The sequence below is a fragment of the Nostoc punctiforme PCC 73102 genome (assembly GCF_000020025.1).
GTDB classification, from domain to species: Bacteria; Cyanobacteriota; Cyanobacteriia; order Cyanobacteriales; family Nostocaceae; genus Nostoc; species Nostoc punctiforme.
The window spans coordinates 179,364-197,514 of the sequence record NC_010631.1 but is presented as its reverse complement, the minus strand read 5'-3'; the positions used below and the strand labels follow the sequence as shown (position 1 = coordinate 197,514).

At 41.1% G+C, this 18,151-nt stretch carries 10 protein-coding genes and 3 pseudogenes; 9 read left to right on the top strand and 4 right to left on the bottom strand.

Going from position 1 to position 18,151, the window contains the following annotated elements; genetic code table 11:
* Positions 1–667 precede the first annotated feature (667 nt).
* Entirely contained in the window at positions 668–877 is a 210-nt protein-coding gene (locus NPUN_RS34420; RefSeq protein WP_041566581.1) for a hypothetical protein, read from the bottom strand.
* 955 nt (positions 878–1,832) lie between these two features.
* Between NPUN_RS34420 and NPUN_RS34415 the strand changes: the two genes are divergently transcribed.
* Positions 1,833–3,662: a sensor histidine kinase gene (locus NPUN_RS34415; protein WP_012413024.1), complete on the top strand. Its 1,830-nt coding sequence runs from the start codon at positions 1,833–1,835 to the stop codon at positions 3,660–3,662.
* 154 nt (positions 3,663–3,816) lie between these two features.
* Here NPUN_RS34415 and NPUN_RS34410 read toward each other — a convergent pair.
* The 3 genes and pseudogenes from NPUN_RS34410 to NPUN_RS34400 all read right to left on the bottom strand — a co-directional run bounded on the left by NPUN_RS34410 (position 3,817) and on the right by NPUN_RS34400 (position 7,789).
* Positions 3,817–4,582 (bottom strand): annotated as a pseudogene (locus tag NPUN_RS34410) (IS1 family transposase).
* A gap of 230 nt (positions 4,583–4,812) precedes the next feature.
* The gene (locus NPUN_RS34405) at positions 4,813–6,975 is read right to left on the bottom strand and encodes a bifunctional diguanylate cyclase/phosphodiesterase (protein ID WP_012413023.1); all 2,163 of its coding nucleotides are present in this window, start codon (positions 6,973–6,975) and stop codon (positions 4,813–4,815) included.
* 340 nt (positions 6,976–7,315) lie between these two features.
* Positions 7,316–7,789: a DinB/UmuC family translesion DNA polymerase gene (locus NPUN_RS34400; protein ID WP_052304733.1), complete on the bottom strand. Its 474-nt coding sequence runs from the start codon at positions 7,787–7,789 to the stop codon at positions 7,316–7,318.
* A 216-nt stretch (positions 7,790–8,005) separates the two neighbouring features.
* Between NPUN_RS34400 and NPUN_RS34395 the strand changes: the two genes are divergently transcribed.
* The 8 genes and pseudogenes from NPUN_RS34395 (at position 8,006) to NPUN_RS39715 (ending at position 17,299) form a co-directional block, all read left to right on the top strand.
* The gene (locus tag NPUN_RS34395; protein ID WP_336884959.1) at positions 8,006–8,542 is read left to right on the top strand and encodes an ISAs1 family transposase; all 537 of its coding nucleotides are present in this window, start codon (positions 8,006–8,008) and stop codon (positions 8,540–8,542) included.
* Positions 8,543–8,945: 403 nt separating this feature from the next.
* Entirely contained in the window at positions 8,946–11,072 is a 2,127-nt protein-coding gene (locus NPUN_RS34390) for a PAS domain S-box protein (RefSeq protein ID WP_012413022.1), read from the top strand.
* A 329-nt stretch (positions 11,073–11,401) separates the two neighbouring features.
* Positions 11,402–12,187, top strand: coding sequence for a molybdate ABC transporter substrate-binding protein (gene modA, locus NPUN_RS34385; protein WP_167315710.1), 786 nt, complete (start codon positions 11,402–11,404; stop codon positions 12,185–12,187).
* A 30-nt stretch (positions 12,188–12,217) separates the two neighbouring features.
* Complete coding sequence (locus NPUN_RS39725; RefSeq protein WP_167315709.1) at positions 12,218–14,704, top strand: ATP-binding protein; 2,487 nt, start codon at positions 12,218–12,220, stop codon at positions 14,702–14,704.
* Between the two features lie 34 nt (positions 14,705–14,738).
* A complete protein-coding gene (locus NPUN_RS34375) occupies positions 14,739–16,085 on the top strand; it encodes a sensor histidine kinase (RefSeq protein ID WP_012413019.1) in 1,347 nt (448 codons plus the stop codon).
* Positions 16,086–16,162: 77 nt separating this feature from the next.
* A pseudogene (locus NPUN_RS43875) lies at positions 16,163–16,418 on the top strand (transposase domain-containing protein); the annotation flags it as partial.
* A gap of 335 nt (positions 16,419–16,753) precedes the next feature.
* Positions 16,754–16,915: pseudogene (locus NPUN_RS39720) on the top strand (transposase family protein); the annotation flags it as partial.
* Positions 16,916–17,086: 171 nt separating this feature from the next.
* Entirely contained in the window at positions 17,087–17,299 is a 213-nt protein-coding gene (locus NPUN_RS39715) for a hypothetical protein (RefSeq protein ID WP_012413017.1), read from the top strand.
* Positions 17,300–18,151 lie beyond the last annotated feature (852 nt).

Genomic DNA, 18,151 nt, shown 5'->3' with positions numbered 1-18,151 from the left:
TTTAGAGATTTATGTATTTATTATTTTGCTAATTAATTACTGTTGAGAGTAATAGTAAAAATACGGTTATCTCCCCTGCCAAAAATTCAGTCCTTCTCAGGATATTTTCACAGCGAACATTACTCCACTCAAGCCAGAAGCTGGGCTTTGAATTGCTAATTCCTCCAAAAAATCACTTAATATCTAGCTTTTTGCCAGATTTAATAAGAAATGCCTATTTTGATGTAATCAAAATATGATCTGACTTTTAGTTTTCCCTTAACAGGGACTTTTTTAACGGTTTGCTGATCAAGTAAATCTGACAAAGAGCAGAATGCTCATTGCAATCAAGCGAAGTTTAAAAACCATTTGTACTAGAAATTATTTTCACCCGGCCTTAGAATTCCCAATTCAAGCCAAGCAATTGCTAATTAACCCAAAAATCAGTTTAATATTTCTTCGACAAGATCGTTTTTCGCAAGGTGCTGTCTGCTCAGGGGCAGTAAGCTTCCGAAGTAATCTGTTTACTTTCTACCCAATTCCTTATCCCTGGCAAGGCAATACAATTCAGTTACAAGAAGAAAGGTTTTGAATATATTTTTTACACTTTACCCGAAACCCCATTCCCCAGACTACAAGGAAAGTGAAAAATGCTTATCCGAACCGTGTTACCATCAGTAAGCAATGTCTATGACTTGCCCTCCGGGTGAAGCAGTTTCAACTCGACTTTTCCCGCTATCTCCTTGAACTGCTTCACCACAAAGCGTCTACGCTCAATCAACGAGATAGCGGGAAAAGTCAGTAAGACAATCCGCGATCGCCTTATCTTCTCCTTCTCCCACTCGTAAGAGGCTATGCCAATGGAAATGCTAACGCTAACGCTTGCTTCCACGTTCATGCAGCGTCTCGTAGAGAAGTGGTACTAGAGGGAATGGCACGCTTGTAAAGGTAAATGGTCGAGGCAGCAGTTCTTGAGCAGGGGGAGAATTGCAGGAAAGAGTTTTTGATTAATAGTTTCTTGCTTTAAGAGCCTCAAGAGCTCCTCTACTTCCCCATCCCCTCCACCTCAAGAACCTCAATAGCCCCTCTGCAACCCGTGCACTACCTACTTTTAGGCTTAACAAGCCGGAGATTCGGTACTAGAGGCTTGTCTGCGACACCAAAACGAACGCCAATGGCACTGCGTTTGTTTACGTAGTGGAGGACGCTAATTGTCTCTATAGGTTTGTGATTAGTGTAGTGTATTGAAGATTTCCTGTCCTTTGCCAGATCAAAAGATGCCAAATAATATCCAAATAATTTAAGAACATTTATGAAATTAGGCAGAATTCAGTAAATTTACAGTTGAGATTAATAGTTTTTATCAACTCCTTGAAAATTTCGGTATTTCTGTGATTATATTAGCTCACTAAAACAATACCTTTACCAAAATAATAGCCTACAAAAATTTTGGCAAAAACGGCAAAACAACTCATAGATAAGGGTTTAGCTGACAGGGTGGCTTGTCAGATCAAACCCTTGATACTGCTGGGAATACCTTAAAGGAATTTTTAGGGCTTATTGTTTTTGCCAAACCTTTGAGAACAGGACGTTAATATATCAACTCAGCTTCGTAAATTGGCGAAGGTATTGTAAAAGTATTATTTTTCAATATAATTTATGTAGCAGTTTTACCTTTTTTATACCTATACTTATTAGAATAACTGATTAAGCAACTAGTAGTGTGACAAACCTTAACACGTATTAATGCTGAAAAACTGTTAGGAACTTTTACAAGAGTTACTATCCATTAATCTTAAGGAGCCAAAGCTACATCAAGGTATAAGGAAATATCAACCAAATTCTTCATAATTATGAATGATTTCATAACACTGCCTCATCGTTTGCTTGCGAAAGTAACTCACAATCTTAGTATTGGTCAGAAAATTTCTTATGGATATGCACTTAGCCTCAGTATTGCTATTGTGGGTACAGTTACTGGACTAATCATTGGAGATTTTTACCAAACTCCAGCACAACAGGAAAAAGGTAATGCTCAATATGAAATTAGCCTGCTCTACCGCTTGCAAGCTACTGTACTACAGGCAAGGACATCCCAACAACAATTTATCTATTTAGTTAATCAACCTGAACTTTTGAAGAAGGAGTATTCTAACTTTTCTAGTTATGCTATTGAAATCAAAAAAGCCTGGTCTGATCTTGAGTCTTATATAAATACTAAAAATTATCAGCAGGAAAACCATGCTGAAGGTATACCCAGCTTTTTGAAAACTTACTCTACTATCCCAAATGTATATATTCAACAAGTAAATACGCTAGTAGAAAAAATTCTCTCTGAAGATGTGAAATTAAAAGATATACAAGCAACGCAAAAACTTTTATCAAACTTTTCTACTAGCCGTATAGCACTTAAATACGATATGATAGATGATGATCTAACTCAAGTTATCTCTGCTTCTTATCAAGATAATAAAAATGCAGAAATTCATTTACAAAATGTCTTAAAAGCTAGATTCTGGCTGATTAGTATTAGTATTATTTTATCAATAATAATTGCTACAACTTTGGCAATTTACACAAGTCGTCTACTTACTGCCCCAATCAAAGCTGTAACTAATGTTGCCCAGCGAACAACTGAAGAATTAAAGTTTGATATCTTAGCTCCAGTAATGACCGCAGATGAAATAGGAGTTTTAGCTAACTCTTTCAATAAGCTCATTCAACGCATAGCAGAATACACCCATGAACTCAACTTAGCTCGTGAAACCTTAGAAAGCCGGGTTGAGGAAAGAACTCAAGACCTCAGTAAAGCTTTACAGTCGTTGCAGCATACCCAATCTCAATTAGTTCAAGCGGAAAAAATGTCTTCTCTTGGTAAATTAGTGGCAGGTGTTGCTCACGAAATTAATAACCCTGTCAATTTTATCTTTGGGAACCTCACCCATGTTGATGAATATGTGACCAATTTACTTTCATTAATCAATCTTTATCGGCAAGACTACAGAGGTACAGATATAGAAATCTCTGAGTGGATAGAAGAAATTGACCTAGATTATATTTATGATGATTTACCCAAAACGCTAATGTCAATGAAAGTAGGTGCTAACCGCATCCGTGAAATAGTGCTAGCTTTAAGAAATTTTTCCCGGCTTGATGAAGCCGAGATGAAATTGGTTAATATTCACGAGGGAATCGATAGCACTCTTCTGTTTTCACAGAGTTGTTTCAAAGCTAAATATAAGCAATTAGCCATTGAAATTGTCAAACAATATGGTGAATTACCCCCAGTTGAATGTTATGCCGGACAATTAAATCAAGTATTTATGAACATTTTAGATAATTCTATGTATGCCTTGAATCAAAAATATAATAATATTTTAAAAGAGCAGTTAGAAACTAATTTTAGTACAATCACTATTTGCACTGAATTAATAGAAAATAACTGTGTGAGAATTTGCTTTAAAGATAATGGCCCAGGAATAACAGAAAGTATCAGAACACGAGTTTTTGACCCCTTTTTCACGACTAAACCAGTAGGGGATGGTACAGGACTAGGATTATCAATTAGCTACCAAATTGTAGTGGATCAGCATCAAGGAAAATTTAAATGTTTATCAGTTCTGGGAGAAGGCTCCGAGTTTCAAATTGAAATTCCTATCAGTCAAAAGGTCAAGTCGGCTTAGAGCTTAACATTCAGAATAGTTGGCGTATCAGCCACAGCCTCGCAATCAAGGTGCAAGACATTAAGTATTGAAAATCTTATAAAAGTTTCGCTTCAGCATAAATATATTCGAATAAAGTTAAATAGGTAGTGGTAAATATGTATTGATAATAAATTTAGGCGCAACAGCAAGAATTATAATGATGAATAAAATACCAAATAGCGCCAATATGATTATCTAACTTTTTAGAGAAGGATAAAGTCTTTCTAACCAAACGAGAAATTCTTTGACGCATTGTATTATTAAAGCGTTCAATATGGTTAGTCTTGCCACAATATTCCCTACTGCCTGATGACGTTTGCTAGGAATAACTTGTGCGTAAGCCGCCCAAAAATCTGTATAGCAAACAGCACATTGACCGGAGGCGGAGCGTCTCCGGCTCCGCGATAAACTGGTGGTAGAGAATTCCATAATCCCCTGGCTCCATCTTCACTGCGTAGCTTGCCGCCGTAGGCATCGCCTATGTAAACTCCAACTATTTCTCTAGTGTTTTTATCCAAAGCTAACCAAATCCATTGCTTGTTATTCTTATGACCTACAAATGACCAAGCCTCATCACATTCAATAATCAATTTACCTCTTGGTTTGGCTGAAACATCTACATGAGTAGGAATCTGGGTATATTTATTATTCACATATTTTTGCAACCAAGTCTCTGAAACACGAGCAGCACGAGCAATACCTACTAGAGGTATTTTCTCAAGTAAAAGTCTATCAATCAGTTCTATAGTATCTTTGTTAATAACTTTATTGGTGGGATTTTCTATAAACTGTCTTTTACAGTTTTGACACTGATATTTTGGTTTTTGATTATGAATCTTCCCATTTTTGACAGTGTGTTGAGAACCACAATTGGGGCAAGTAGGTGTGGAGACTGACATCAACGCTGAAATAGTTGAATTTAAAAACACTGGGACTTTATTACATATAATATGTAACACGTTCTAGCTAAATTATATATTTAAAAACTCTATATTTAGAGAATTTTCAATTAGTTAGTTAAATATAATTAAAATTTTAATAGCTACAAACGAATAATTGAGTTAGAAAATATCAGATTTCACTACATATTTATCACTACCCCTTTACGGACAACTCATCACTAAATTACTCAATGCACCCATCTATATGACCTATCTTCATGCAGAAATGGTCTCAGCTTGCTTTTTACAGCAGAAGCTTTAACTGGTTTCGAGAATAAATATCCCTGACCATATTTGCATTGCAATTTCTGAAGTAGCTCCAATTGCTCTAGTGTTTCTATTCCTTCGGCTGTTACGTCTATGCCAAGATTATGGGCTAGGGTGATAATTGTGGACACAATTTCTGCATTTTTGCTATTAGTATCTATCCGATTGATAAACGAGCGATCAATTTTCAACACACTTATGGGGAAATGATGCAGGTAGCTTAACGAGGAATAGCCTGTTCCAAAATCATCTACATGCAATTGCACTCCCATTTCTTTTAATTGCCAAAGCTTTTCTATTGTAGATTGACTATTTTCGACGATCGTGGTTTCAGTAAGCTCCAGCTTCAAGTTGCGTGCGTCTAAGTTCGTTTCCTCTAAAATCTGGCGAATTTCTTGATTGAGATTTGATTGCGAAAGTTGTTTGCTAGAAATATTAACACTAATTGCCAACTGGTCATTCAAAAACTTCTGTTGCCATACATATAATTGGCGGCAAGCCTCTCGAAGTACCCAGTAGCTGATGTCTACAATCATTCCTGTTTCTTCTGCTACTGAAATAAACTCCCCTGGAAATACAAGACCTCTTCGTGGATGTTGCCATCGGATTAATGCCTCGAAGCCAATAAGATTATTGGTTGAGAGTGAAACAATGGGTTGGTAAGCAAGTCGGAATTCTTGGTTCTCAACAGCACGTTCCAAGTCGGACTCTAACTGCAATAGCTTGTTAGTTTCCATGAACATGGGTGTGTCAAACACCTTGTAACTCGCTTTACCTAAACTCTTGGCACGATGCATTGCAATATTAGCATTGCCCACAAGGATCTGTGCCTGTTCATACCCTACCGTAGTTGAGGCAATGCCAATACTTGCACTTATAAATACCTCTTGGGAACCTAAATAAAAAGGCATCTTTAACTTTTCTTGCAGCAGTTGAGCAAAACCAATCACATCACTAAGAGCCTGAATATCTTCTAGTAAAATACCAAACTCATCTGCTTCTAAACGCGCAAATATATCTTGAGACCTAACACAGATTTCAAGCCGCCGAGCAAAAGCAATTAGTAATTGATCTCCACTCGTGTATCCTAAACTATTGTTAACCACCCCAAAACGATCTAAATCTAGATATAGTAGGGCAAGTCCTACGCTTGGCTGCTTTTTGACTCGCTCGATACCCTGCTCTAGTCTTTGTATAAATAAGGTTCGGTTCGGTAAACCTGTTAATGAGTCATGAAAAACTACATGAAGTAATTGTGCTTCTGCCTGCTGACGCTTATCAATTTCTTGTTTTAATAACATATTAAAATCTGATAACTCGGCAGTTGGCTGCTTAACTTTTTCTTCTAATTCACCATTGACTTGTTGCAATGCTTCTTGAATACGCTGGTACTTGGCTTTTTGAGCTACTTGTTCTGCTCTCTTCTCACGTTCATGCCTAACTTTATTGATGTAGTTGCTAAAAAAATCACTTAAACCTGGCTCTCCTTGTACTAGTTTCTCCAAATGCTCAATAGCTCGTTTGTCTGTTTGGTAATTCACTTCCGGGTGACTTTCTACCCACACATGACACATTTTTACATAGCCAGCAAACGTCACTAGATGCTGATAATTTACGCTCCCAAGCAGAAGCCGCAGTTCACTCCGGCAGTATTGAGACTGCTCTGGTTCAAGGAACATATAAATTGAACAATAGAGTAGACTTTCTTCAACTATTGGACTTAAAGAAGATAAGTCCATTAACTCATTAATTGAATTCCTTAGTAGACAAAGGTGTATTTCAATATCTGTTTCTGCCGGAGGCGGTGAGCCAATCATCTCTAAAACCTTTGATGCTTCTACCCCAAGAGAATATAACGAACAACTATGGCAAATCATGCAGTAAGGCATAGCACAGTAACGTGATAGATACGCAGAGAGTTTCTCTTTGAATACTAACGACAACGGATTGTTTACATAGGCGCAAACAGTTTGTTGCCAAAGGTTTTCCAATACCTGTATGTTCTCTTCTGCCGATTCAAAGAAGGGTGGTACAAAACCAAATTTTTCTTTGATTTCTGCCTTGATTTGTTCGCTCGTTCGCATAAGATTTCACTAGTTCAAGACCAAACCCGTATCTCTGCATGAATTTCAGCAGCAACTATCAAGTTATTAAAATGGTTTACGCTTCTAAAACTTAATATACCACATTTTTAGATCCGAAGTTTCTTTAAGAACTTAGTACATAAGTATTTCTAGCGCAATTTTGGACAATGTACTGCTTGAATTACGCAAAAGCCACGAAATACATCAACGAAATTTTCAAGAACACCAACGCACCACGAACCATGCACCACAAAGTCTTGAGGCTATCTTGTTACAGTTGACTCGAAATCATTTTTAAAATCCAATCGCTGCCCTGGACTAAATTTCGAGCAATTCACCTTCACATGAAGCTGATACTGCGATTTTCTAGGTCAATCGACTCAAACAGTGCTTTGGCTAATTCAAAAATCGTATCCAACCCACTGATGGGAGCAAGCATTGTCTTACCACGGGTTAACTGCTGATAATCAGAGAACTTGACTTTTAACGTTAATGTGCGGCCTCGTGTTTCATGCTTCTCTAACCTTTGCTCGACAATTTGGGCAATCTGTTCGAGTTCCTGTAACATCTGACCAACATCGCTTAAATTATGTGCAAACGAATTTTCTGCACCAATCGACTTCCGAACTCGATTCGCCTCTACTGGACGGTCATCCTCTGCCCTAGCAATTCTGTAGTAATAATTACCTGCTTTACCAAAGTGGTGTGTTAACTCAGTCAGCGATCGCCCCTTTAAATCCATCCCAGCATTAATGCCGAGCGAGTGCATCTTCGCCGCCCTAACTTCCCCAATGCCGTGGAACTTTTCAATCACTAACTGCTCTACAAAAGCGTAGACGTGAAATTTCTGGACAGATGTTTGATGATGAATTAGACCTAGCTTATGCAGTGATTGATGGGATAGATACTAGAGGAGAACAAAATAATTACCGTACAGAACGTTTCAAGTTTAACAATTACTCTCATTGTTAACATTGCTTTACACATTTGGGTTTTCCTCCGCCCACCTACTTAATCCTTACGTCATCAGATTGTAGAAATTCCCCCCATCAGCCCAATAATCGTAGAAAATCGCCTGCACCAACAAGTAAAAAATTGCTTTGAAATAGCACAATCTCTCGGGTTTAAAGATGTTAATGTGAATATTATTCAACGGGTAGAAAAAGGGCATCACCGAATCGAAAATCGTCAGGTTTACACCATGCCAGTGTCAAAACTTCCTGGATTTCATGAACAAGATTTGTGGGCTGGTCTGACAACAGTAGTTATGGTAGTACGTTCGATTCGGCATTGGAATCAGACTACCCAAGAGGTGCAATTTTACATTACTAGTCTCGCCAGCGATGCTCACAAGATTGGTAGTGCCATTCGACAGCACTGGGGTATTGAAAATTCTGTTCATTGGACATTAGATGTCACTTTCAATGAGGATGAATGTCGGATTCGTTCTCTGCACAGCCCACAGAATAATGCTAAAGCTACGTCGCATTGCCCTCAATGCCTTAGAGCGAGAATCATCTTTCCGTCGCAGTATTCGCCAAAAGTCTCGGCGAGCCGTGATGAATGATCAGTATATGGATTTTTGTATTGGCAGCTGCTCTCCCAAATTCAACACTCTCCTAGAATCCCACTGTCAATAAGGTTTGAGACGCGCTAACCCTGATACAACTAACTACACATTAAATAAATTTAAGCTCTAGTGAGCGTATTTATAACGAAACTAAAAAGTCTAAACCTGTTTGGTAAAAGTAATTTAGCTCCGTTTTTCTTAATGAGAGAGCTTTTTATTTGTCTATTTTAATAGGAGATCATGTTTCAGGATTTAATTAGTTGGGAATACTGAAGTTACAGACGAATATTACAAATGGGGTTGTTAGTAACATCACAACAGAAAACAGGAGCAAAAATAGTATACAAGTACTATGAAAATTTTTGGAAGCTGAAATATTAATCAGATATCAGATTATGCCATGAGCCAAAATTATTTTTTTAATAGTGATCTCCAGCGAGATGATCTCTACTGTTCGTTTTTAGAAAACCTGCCAATTGCGGCTGCAATTTTAGACTGCGAAATGAAGTATTTGCTGACCAGCCAAGGATGGTTGAGTGAGCTAGGACTGGAGGGGCAAGATATTATTGGGCGATCGCATCTAGAGGTCTTTCGGCAGTTTTGTGAACCATTGACACAGGCATACCAGTACTGTTTGATGGCAGCAGTTGAATTGTGTGTAGAGGAGCAATTTCAGCAGGTTGATGGTTTAACAGGCTGGCGTCAGTGGACGCTTCGCCCGTGGTGTAGTAGCACTAGAGTTGTGAACGGGGTGATGCTTGTGGCTGAAGATGTCACAGATCGCAAACAGGCAGAACTGGCATTACGCCACAGTGAGGAACGCTACCGCTTCTTGATTACAGCCATATCTCAAATTATTTGGGACACCAAAGCTGAAGGTGAATTTATCAATGAGCAGCCAGGTTGGAGTGCCTTTACCGGACAAACCTTCGAGGAACTAAAGGGCTGGGGCTGGCTGAATGCGGTTCACCCAGATGATCGGTTGCACACAGCAAAAGTTTGGTCACAAGCAGTTGCAAGCCGAACCTTGTACAAATTAGAACATCGTTTGCGCCGCCATGACGGTGAGTATTGCCACATGAGCGTTCGGGCTTTCCCGATATTGAACCCTGATGGCGGTATTCGCGAATGGATTGGAGTTCATACAGATATTACAGAATACAAACAAGCCCAAGAAGCTATGTTATGCCTAGCGGCAATTGTCGAGTCTTCAGATGATGCCATTATCAGTAAAACTTTGGATGGAGTGATTGTCAGCTGGAATCGTGGGGCAGAAGCACTGTTTGGTTATCAAGCACAAGAAGTCATTGGTCAACCTATGGCAATGCTTGTTCCTGGCGATCGCATCAATGAGGAACCCCAAATACTAAAAAAACTCAGGCAAGGAGAACGAGTCGATCACTTTGAGACTGTGCGTCAACGCAAGGATGGGACATTGATTGATCTTTCGCTGACGATTTCTCCAGTTAAAGATTCCACAGGCAAAATCATCGGTGCCTCCAAAATTGCTCGTGATATAAGTGCTCGTAAAGATGCCCAAGAAGCTTTGCGGCAGAAAGCAGCTGATTTAGAAACTACGTTGCTTGAACTGAAGCGAACGCAGACTCAGCTAGTACAGAATGAGAAAATGTCTAGTTTGGGGCAATTAGTTGCTGGGGTAGCCCATGAAATAAATAACCCAGTCAACTTCATCTATGCCAACTTCAAGCCTGCCAATGAGTACATTCAACATCTGCTAGGACTGCTGCAATTGTATCAACAGCATTATCCCAGCCCAGCGCCAGAAATCCAGGGAAAAAGCGAGGAGATCGACCTAGAATTCCTACTAGAAGATTTGCCCAAGTTGCTCTGTTCAATGGAAGTTGGGGCAGACCGGATTAAAAAAATTGTGCTCTCTTTACGGAACTTCTCGCGTATGGACGAAGCCGAGATGAAAGCGGTAAATATCCATGAAGGCATTGATAGTACGCTGATGATCTTACAGAATCGGCTGAAAGCCAAGCACGATCATCCAGGAATTGAAATTATTAAAGAGTATGGCAACCTGCCGTTAGTTGAGTGCTACGCTGGGCAACTGAACCAGGTGTTTATGAACATCATTAGCAATGCAATTGATGCTCTCGAAGAACCACACCAATCATGCACGCTTCAGGAAATTGAGCAAAAGACCAGTGAGATTCGGATTTTTACAGCGATGGTAGGTTCAGACCATGTACAGATCCGAATTGTGGATAACGGTCCCGGTATCCCAGAATTTGTTCAAAAGCGATTGTGTGACCCATTCTTTACAACTAAGCCAGTTGGTAAGGGAACAGGATTGGGAATGTCGATCAGCTACCAGATTGTAACCGAGAAGCATGGTGGCTCATTGCGATATCATTCCATACCCGGTCAGGGAGCTGAGTTTGTGATTGAGATTCCGATTCGACAGTCTAAGTGTACCCTGCCAATGTTAGGAGATAAAACCGCAAACAAGACAATAAGCGAGACTACATTAATGGTCTTGTCAGATTTTGGCGATCAATGACGGACACTTTAAAGCAGCTATGCTAAGGGCAGAAAAAATGCTAGAAATTCTGGTAACGCAAAAATTACAAAACATCTGTATAAAATCTAGCCCCGCAGCATGAGTTGAGTTTTTATCATAAGTCCCACTCAGCAGAGACAAAATGTTTAAAAACCTTCTGTAATTTGCCTTCAAGAACATCCGTGAACATCATTACCAAAAGTTACCAAGACTCTTAATCCTGGCTCAGAATGATCCTTATTACAGGTTGGAACGTTTTTTATTGCACCCTACGAAATTTAGTGAGTCTATTTGGGAAAACTAGTGTCAGAAGAAATTCCACACCCCTTATGAAACGCTTCGGCTGGATGGCTTTGTGTCTGATTACCTTAATTGTTGCTCTCTGGTTGGGAAGTTGTTCTCCGCCTCCAACCCAGGTGATTGCCTTAAATTTCTGCTCGGCGGGCATGGTACGCAGTGCTTTGGAAGAGCTTGATGCAACCTATCAACAAGAACACCCCAATGTTGTGCTCAACTACACCTTTGCCGGAAGCAAAACGACCAAAGCAGCAATTGAGCAGGGAGAACCCTTTGATGGCGTTTTATTTGCAGAGATCCCGCCGCTAGATGATTTACAAGCTAAAGGGTTAATCCTGCCCACAAGCCGCAAAGAACTGGTGACTACCGATATCGTCGTCATTGCCCCTGTGGATTCTCCCTTGCAACTTTCTGACTTGCGGGAGTTGGCAAGCGATCGCATCAAAACTGTGGCAATAGGCGGCAAGGGACCGGCTATTGGGAGGTATACCCATGCTCTTCTTACCCGACTAGGTATTGCTCAGATCGTCGAGTCAAAAGCAATCCAGACAAAGGTGGATGTAAGAGAAGTATTGAGAACTGTCGAGCTAGGTGAAGCTGAGGTAGGCATCACCTTTCTTTCAGAAGCTAAAAGCTCTGACAAGGTGAAAGTATTAACCACCGCAGCAGCAGAACTCTATGAGCCAATCCGATCCGGTGTTGCCGTAGTCAAAACCTCGACCCATGCCCAAGAAATGCAGACTTACCTGGACTTTTTAACTAGTGAGCGGGCAAAGGCAGTGTTTCAAAGGTTTGGACTTCACCCCCTGGTGTCATAGGTAGAAGAAATGAGACAGGAGAACACAGCCATGACACAATCAGCCAGCTTTCTCAAAACTGTTGCTACAAGCCTGGGTACAGCCACCTTCTTTGCCCTGGCAATAAGTGGGGTAGCATTTTGGAGTGCGAACCAGACATTAGAAACCAACCGCCAGATTGCTCAACACTTGGAAACCCTCAACAGGCTGGAATCATTACGCAGCGCCTTGAAAGACACAGAAAAGATGCAGCGGCAATATCTGCTAACTGGTAAAGAAGATGCCTTAATAGTCTTTGGACTCAAAATGATCGATGTCGATCAACAAATGCGACGGTTACAACCCTTGTTGCGAAACAAAGATAGCGAGCAAGCCTATGCCCAAAAGCTGGAAGAACTCACGATTTTTCGCTTGAAACAACTGCGGCAAGGCATTGAACTGCGGCAAAGTCGGGGAATAGATGCGGCGATTGACCATGCACCAATGCGACTGCTCGACGAAACAACGCTACTGATGCAGCAGATAGAAGCTATAGAAACCGTCGGGTTACAGCAGAAACAACTTGCCACCATCAGCACTACCAGTCAGGCAATGGTGACGTTTTTGGTGGGCATTGGCCTCAACCTGGCAATTATTCTATGGACTTACTACCTAATTTGCAAAGAAACCATGAAACGAAATCAAGCAGAAACAGACCTCCAGCAAAATAACCTGACGCTTCAGGAGCAAACTAATTTGATGCAACTGATCCTCAACAGCATGAGCGATGGCGTAATTGTTTCAGATGACAAGGGTAAATTTCTAATCGTTAACCCCGCTGCCGAACAGATGTTTGGCGGAATCACTGAAAGCCAGCAGTCAGAATGGTCAGAGCAGTATGGGCTGTTTCAAGCAGATCGGGTAACTCTGTTTCCAACTCAGGAGATTCCCCTAGTACGGACTCTTCGGGGTGAGCAGGTACAGAATGTAGAGATGTTTACCCGTCATAGTAAAGCCCCAGAGGGCATCTGGATAACAGTCAGTGGCACACCTCTAAAAGATGCTAGTGGTACCTTGAAGGGAGGAGTTGTTGTGTGCCGCGATATTACCGAGCGCAAGTCCGCAGAATTAAAGATATTGCAGGCAAAAGAAGCAGCAGAAGTTGCTAACCATGCCAAGAGCGAATTCCTCGCCAACATGAATCACGAATTGCGAACCCCCCTGAATGGTATTCTGGGCTATGCTCAGATTCTCCAGCGCGACCCCGCCACCACCTCTAAGCAGCAGAAGGGATTGAGCGTAATTCACCAGTGTGGTTCTCACCTGCTGACCTTGATCAACGACATTCTGGATCTCTCGAAGTTGGAAGTGCAGAAGATGGATCTCTATCCCCAGGATTTCCACTTCGCCAACTTCCTCACCACCACGGTAGAGATTTGCCGCATCAAAGCCGAACAAAAGGGTATTGCCTTCCGCTACCATCCCGCTAATTTGCCAACTGCCGTTCATGCTGATGACAAACGCCTGCGGCAGGTGTTACTAAACTTACTCAGCAATGCAATTAAGTTTACTGATTTTGGCAGTGTAAAATTTACAGTTGAGGCAATCAGCAATGAAGAAACAGCCGACACTCGATCAACTAGAATTCGCTTCCTAGTTGAAGATACGGGTATTGGCATCCCAACGGAAAAGTGGCAAACTATTTTTTTACCCTTTGAACAGGCTGGAAAACGCGATCGCAACAGTGAAGGCACGGGGTTGGGGTTAGCAATCAGCCAGCAAATTGTGCAAATGATGGGTAGTTCGATTCAGGTCAATAGCACACCCGGCAAGGGCAGCAAATTCTGGTTTGAAGTGGACATACTCGCTGCTGCCGATTGGCTTGCCCAGCCAGCCAGTAGTAATCTAAAGGTGATTGGCTACCAGGGCGAACGGCGCAAAATCTTAGTAATTGACGATCGCCTTGAGAACCGCGCTGTTGTCATGGGAATGCTAGCACCTTTAGGCTTCAAACTGGCTCAAGCCGATGATGGACAGACTGGACTAGATTTAGCACTCCAGATGCGCCCAGATTTAATCATTACCGATGTAATGATGTCAAAGATGAATGGGCTGGAAATGACTCGCCGTCTGCGTCAACTGTCTGATTTTGCAGTCACACCCATTATTGCTTCTCCTGCCAGCTTGTCTCAAGTGGATATTCAAGAAGCTCTTGACGCGGGTTGCAGTAGCTTTTTTCCGAAGCCGCTCGAGTTCATCGGCTTGCTGGGGGAATTGCAACGCCACCTAGAGTTGCAATGGATTTACGAAACGGCACCCCAAACGGAGGAAGTATCTGCGGAGGATTTTAGTTCGCCCCAATTGGTAGTGCCATCACCACAGGAACTAACCACTCTTTACCGAGCAGCCCAAGATGGTTTCATGAGTGATATCCACCAAGAAGCCAACCGCCTTAAGCAACTCAATCCCCAATACGCACCCTTTGCCAATAAGTTGCTGGAACTGAGCCAGAAATTTGATGACGAAGCGATTCTCAATTTATTAGCACCGCATATTTAATATCTTTCATTCATCTATTTTCAGGAGTTCAAGTATGTCTGTTGAGATTACAGCCCCAAAAGGAACCATTTTGGTAGTTGATGATAACCCTACTAATATTCAAGTGTTGTTCGATGTATTGAGTGAGATTGGTTATCGGGTAGCGATCGCCAAAAGTGGAGAAGCCGCCCTGCAACGCGTCCAGTCCTACCATCCCGATATTATTCTGCTGGATGTGATGATGCCGGGAATCGATGGCTTTGAAACCTGTCAGCGTCTCAAAGCTGACTGTGCCACTTGCGATATTCCTGTAATTTTCATGACCGCCCTCTCCGACACAGTAGATAAAGTCAAAGGGCTGAGTCTGGGTGCAGTAGATTATATTACCAAGCCTATTCAGCACGAAGAAGCCCTAGCCCGGATTCGCGTCCACTTGCAACTACGTGAATCACAAAAATCCTCACAACAAAAGACCACCGAACTCTCCCAGGCACTAGACATCCTAAAGCAGGCACAAGTGCATCTAGTGCAAAGCGAAAAAATGTCTTCACTTGGTCAAATGATGGCGGGTGTAGCCCACGAAATTAATAATCCTATGACTTTTATCCACGCCAATCTTGCCCCTGCCAAAGAACACATCCAGGATTTACTGAATTTTATCGAGCTGTATCGCCAATGCCATCCTCAACCCCATCCCAAAATTCAAGACTGGATGGACGAGGTAGATATCGACTATTTAGAAGCAGATTTGCCCAAGCTGATGAATTCTTTGAAACTGGGGAGCGATCGCATCCGGCAAATCGTTCTCTCACTACGGAACTTTTCTCGCTTGGATGAATCGGGAACTCAGACTGTCGATTTGCACGAAAACATCGAAAGCACCCTGTTGCTCTTGCAACATCGTCTCAAAGCCCGACCAGAACATCCTGGCATTCAGGTTGTACGAGATTATGGACACCTCCCCCATGTGGAATGCTATCCTAGCCAACTCAATCAGGTATTCATGAATATTTTTGGCAATGCCATTGATGCCTTGGAACAACGGGATCAACAACGTAGCTCTGACGAGATCCGAGCCAATCCCAGCAACATTGCTATTCGTACTGAACACTTAGCAAACGAGTCCATTGCCATCTGCATTGCTGATAACGGTTGTGGCGTTAAAGAAAATGTGTGTTCTCAAATGTTTGAGCCATTTTTTACTACTAAACCCATTAACAAAGGTACTGGATTGGGACTTTCCATCAGCTATCAGATTGTTACCCAAAAACACGGTGGCAAAATTTACTGCCAGTCCACACTGGGGAAGGGAACTGAGTTCACAATCGAAATTCCGGTTCGGCAAGCTGGCTTTGTCAAATTAACGCAGATGGCAACAAGTAAGCCAGTACGGTTCAGTTAAGGCTCAAAGTTGTGTAAATTAAGGATTGTAATCAACACTGAAAGTGAACTGTCGTGCATCTCAAAGATTTCTCTTTGCTGTCTCCAATGATACAAAGCAAGGACTTGCTGAAAGCAATAGAGACAGCTATACCTGCAACCGCCATTGAGCAAGCAATCGCAACAAGCGAAGCCAACGAAGCAAGGAATCGTTCTTTACCAGCACATTTGGTAGTGTGTCTTGTGGTAGCAATGAGCTTGTGGTCAAGAGATTCGATGCGAGATGTACTAAAAAACTTAGTCGATGGTCTTTCTGTGGGATGGGTAAAAGTTGGTAAATATTGGCGAGTACCTGTACGAGTGTTAATGTTTCAAGCTGCAACTACTGCTAGGATTGCTACCATTACGCTTGAGTTTTACAGGTACATTAAGGGTCATTAGTCGCGCTATCCCTAAGTTCCAAGACTTACAGCCAGAAGAATTTCCCTTTTTTTCGATTGGTTAATTGTCGAGATTTTAGATACGTTGTTACCTGAACGTATTCACCGTATTAATCCCAGAGTTGTGAAAAAACCTGTATCAAAGTTTCGTTCTAAAAAACCGCAACACAGAGGGGATGGACAACAAGTAGAAGTTCCGAAATTTCACATCACTCATCAGCTTTTTAGCTTTAACTGAACCGTATTGAAATATAATCGAGAACTCAATCGATTAAGAATTACTGTTGAACACGTTAATCGTCGTCTAAAGATATTTAAAATTTTATCTGATAGATATCGAAATCGTCACCGACGTTTTGGGTTAAGGTCAAATTTAATTGTAGGAATTTATAATCACGAATTAGCTCTATAAATCGTATAAAAAATCAAATTTATCCAATATTTTCAGTATTCAGTATTAATTAATAACTAAAGTGATGTTTGCTGATATATTTTTAATTAACCATCTCCAGAGAATACTTGCTATAAAAAGATGATAGCCTCTTACTATTTTAATGTCCCAATATTTAAATTAAAATAACTCTTGATTACACCACAAAATATTTATGCAAGAGTTCTTGTCAATTCTCCAGCCCCTGTGGTTGAGGTTGAGGAGAAACCAGTAGCAATTTCAGAGCCTAGAGTTCCTGACTATATTCCGTTCCTTGACAATCCTCCAGTACAATCGGTGGGCAATTCCGGCTGGCAAGTGTCTGATGTCTGGCGGGATATCCGCGTTGATGATTTTTGTAATTAAAGCAGGCAATTTGTATTCCCAGACGGTTCTGCATCAAGGCGGTTGCAATTATCCACGATCCGAATCTTAGAAATTGAGGGACAGGCACCTGATCAGGGAGAAAAGTTTTCCCGAAGGCATACTTGTGCAGCAATACCTCAATACTTCGTTAAAACGATAATATGCAACCGCCTGAGCAATTTTTGTAAACTATCTTTGCACTCAGTCAAAGATATAGTTAATTGTGCCTATAATAAGTTACGGCTAACTATAACTGGAAGTTAGCACCCTGTAAATGGTTATCGCTTGGATTACGCATCAAAAGCGATACCAAAGACAAACAAAATTTATCGGCAGCGCAATAGTTCCTATTCCGTTGCCAACATGCACTTAGAGCGATCGCATTGTGCGTTTGCAGACTAAATGAAATTTTTTCAACGTAATAATAAGGGTTTGAGGAACCTTTGTTGCAGACTAAATGAAATTTTTTCGCGGACTAAGTGAAATTTTCCCCCTAAATTCGCAGACTAAATGAAATTTTCCACAAAATGGACATAAAACGTCCCAATTTATTACCGCACAAGGCTTTGAAGCAAAACTTTGTAAGTAGCGATGCCTACGGCGGGCTACGCCTACGCTCTGGGATTACGAAAGAATGAGGGTTACACAAGCAGATTTTCAATTAGTCTGCAACAAAATTTCACTTAGTCCGCACAAATTTCATTTAGTCTGCAAACCGACAGCATGTTGGTTGTGACTTACACCATAAGCTGTCCGTTTTTGAAACCATAAGTTGTCCGCAATAGTGTCACTTAAAGGATATTGTGGCCGTTTTTAAAGCATAAAGTGGCCGCAGTAGTAAAACCTTAGAGA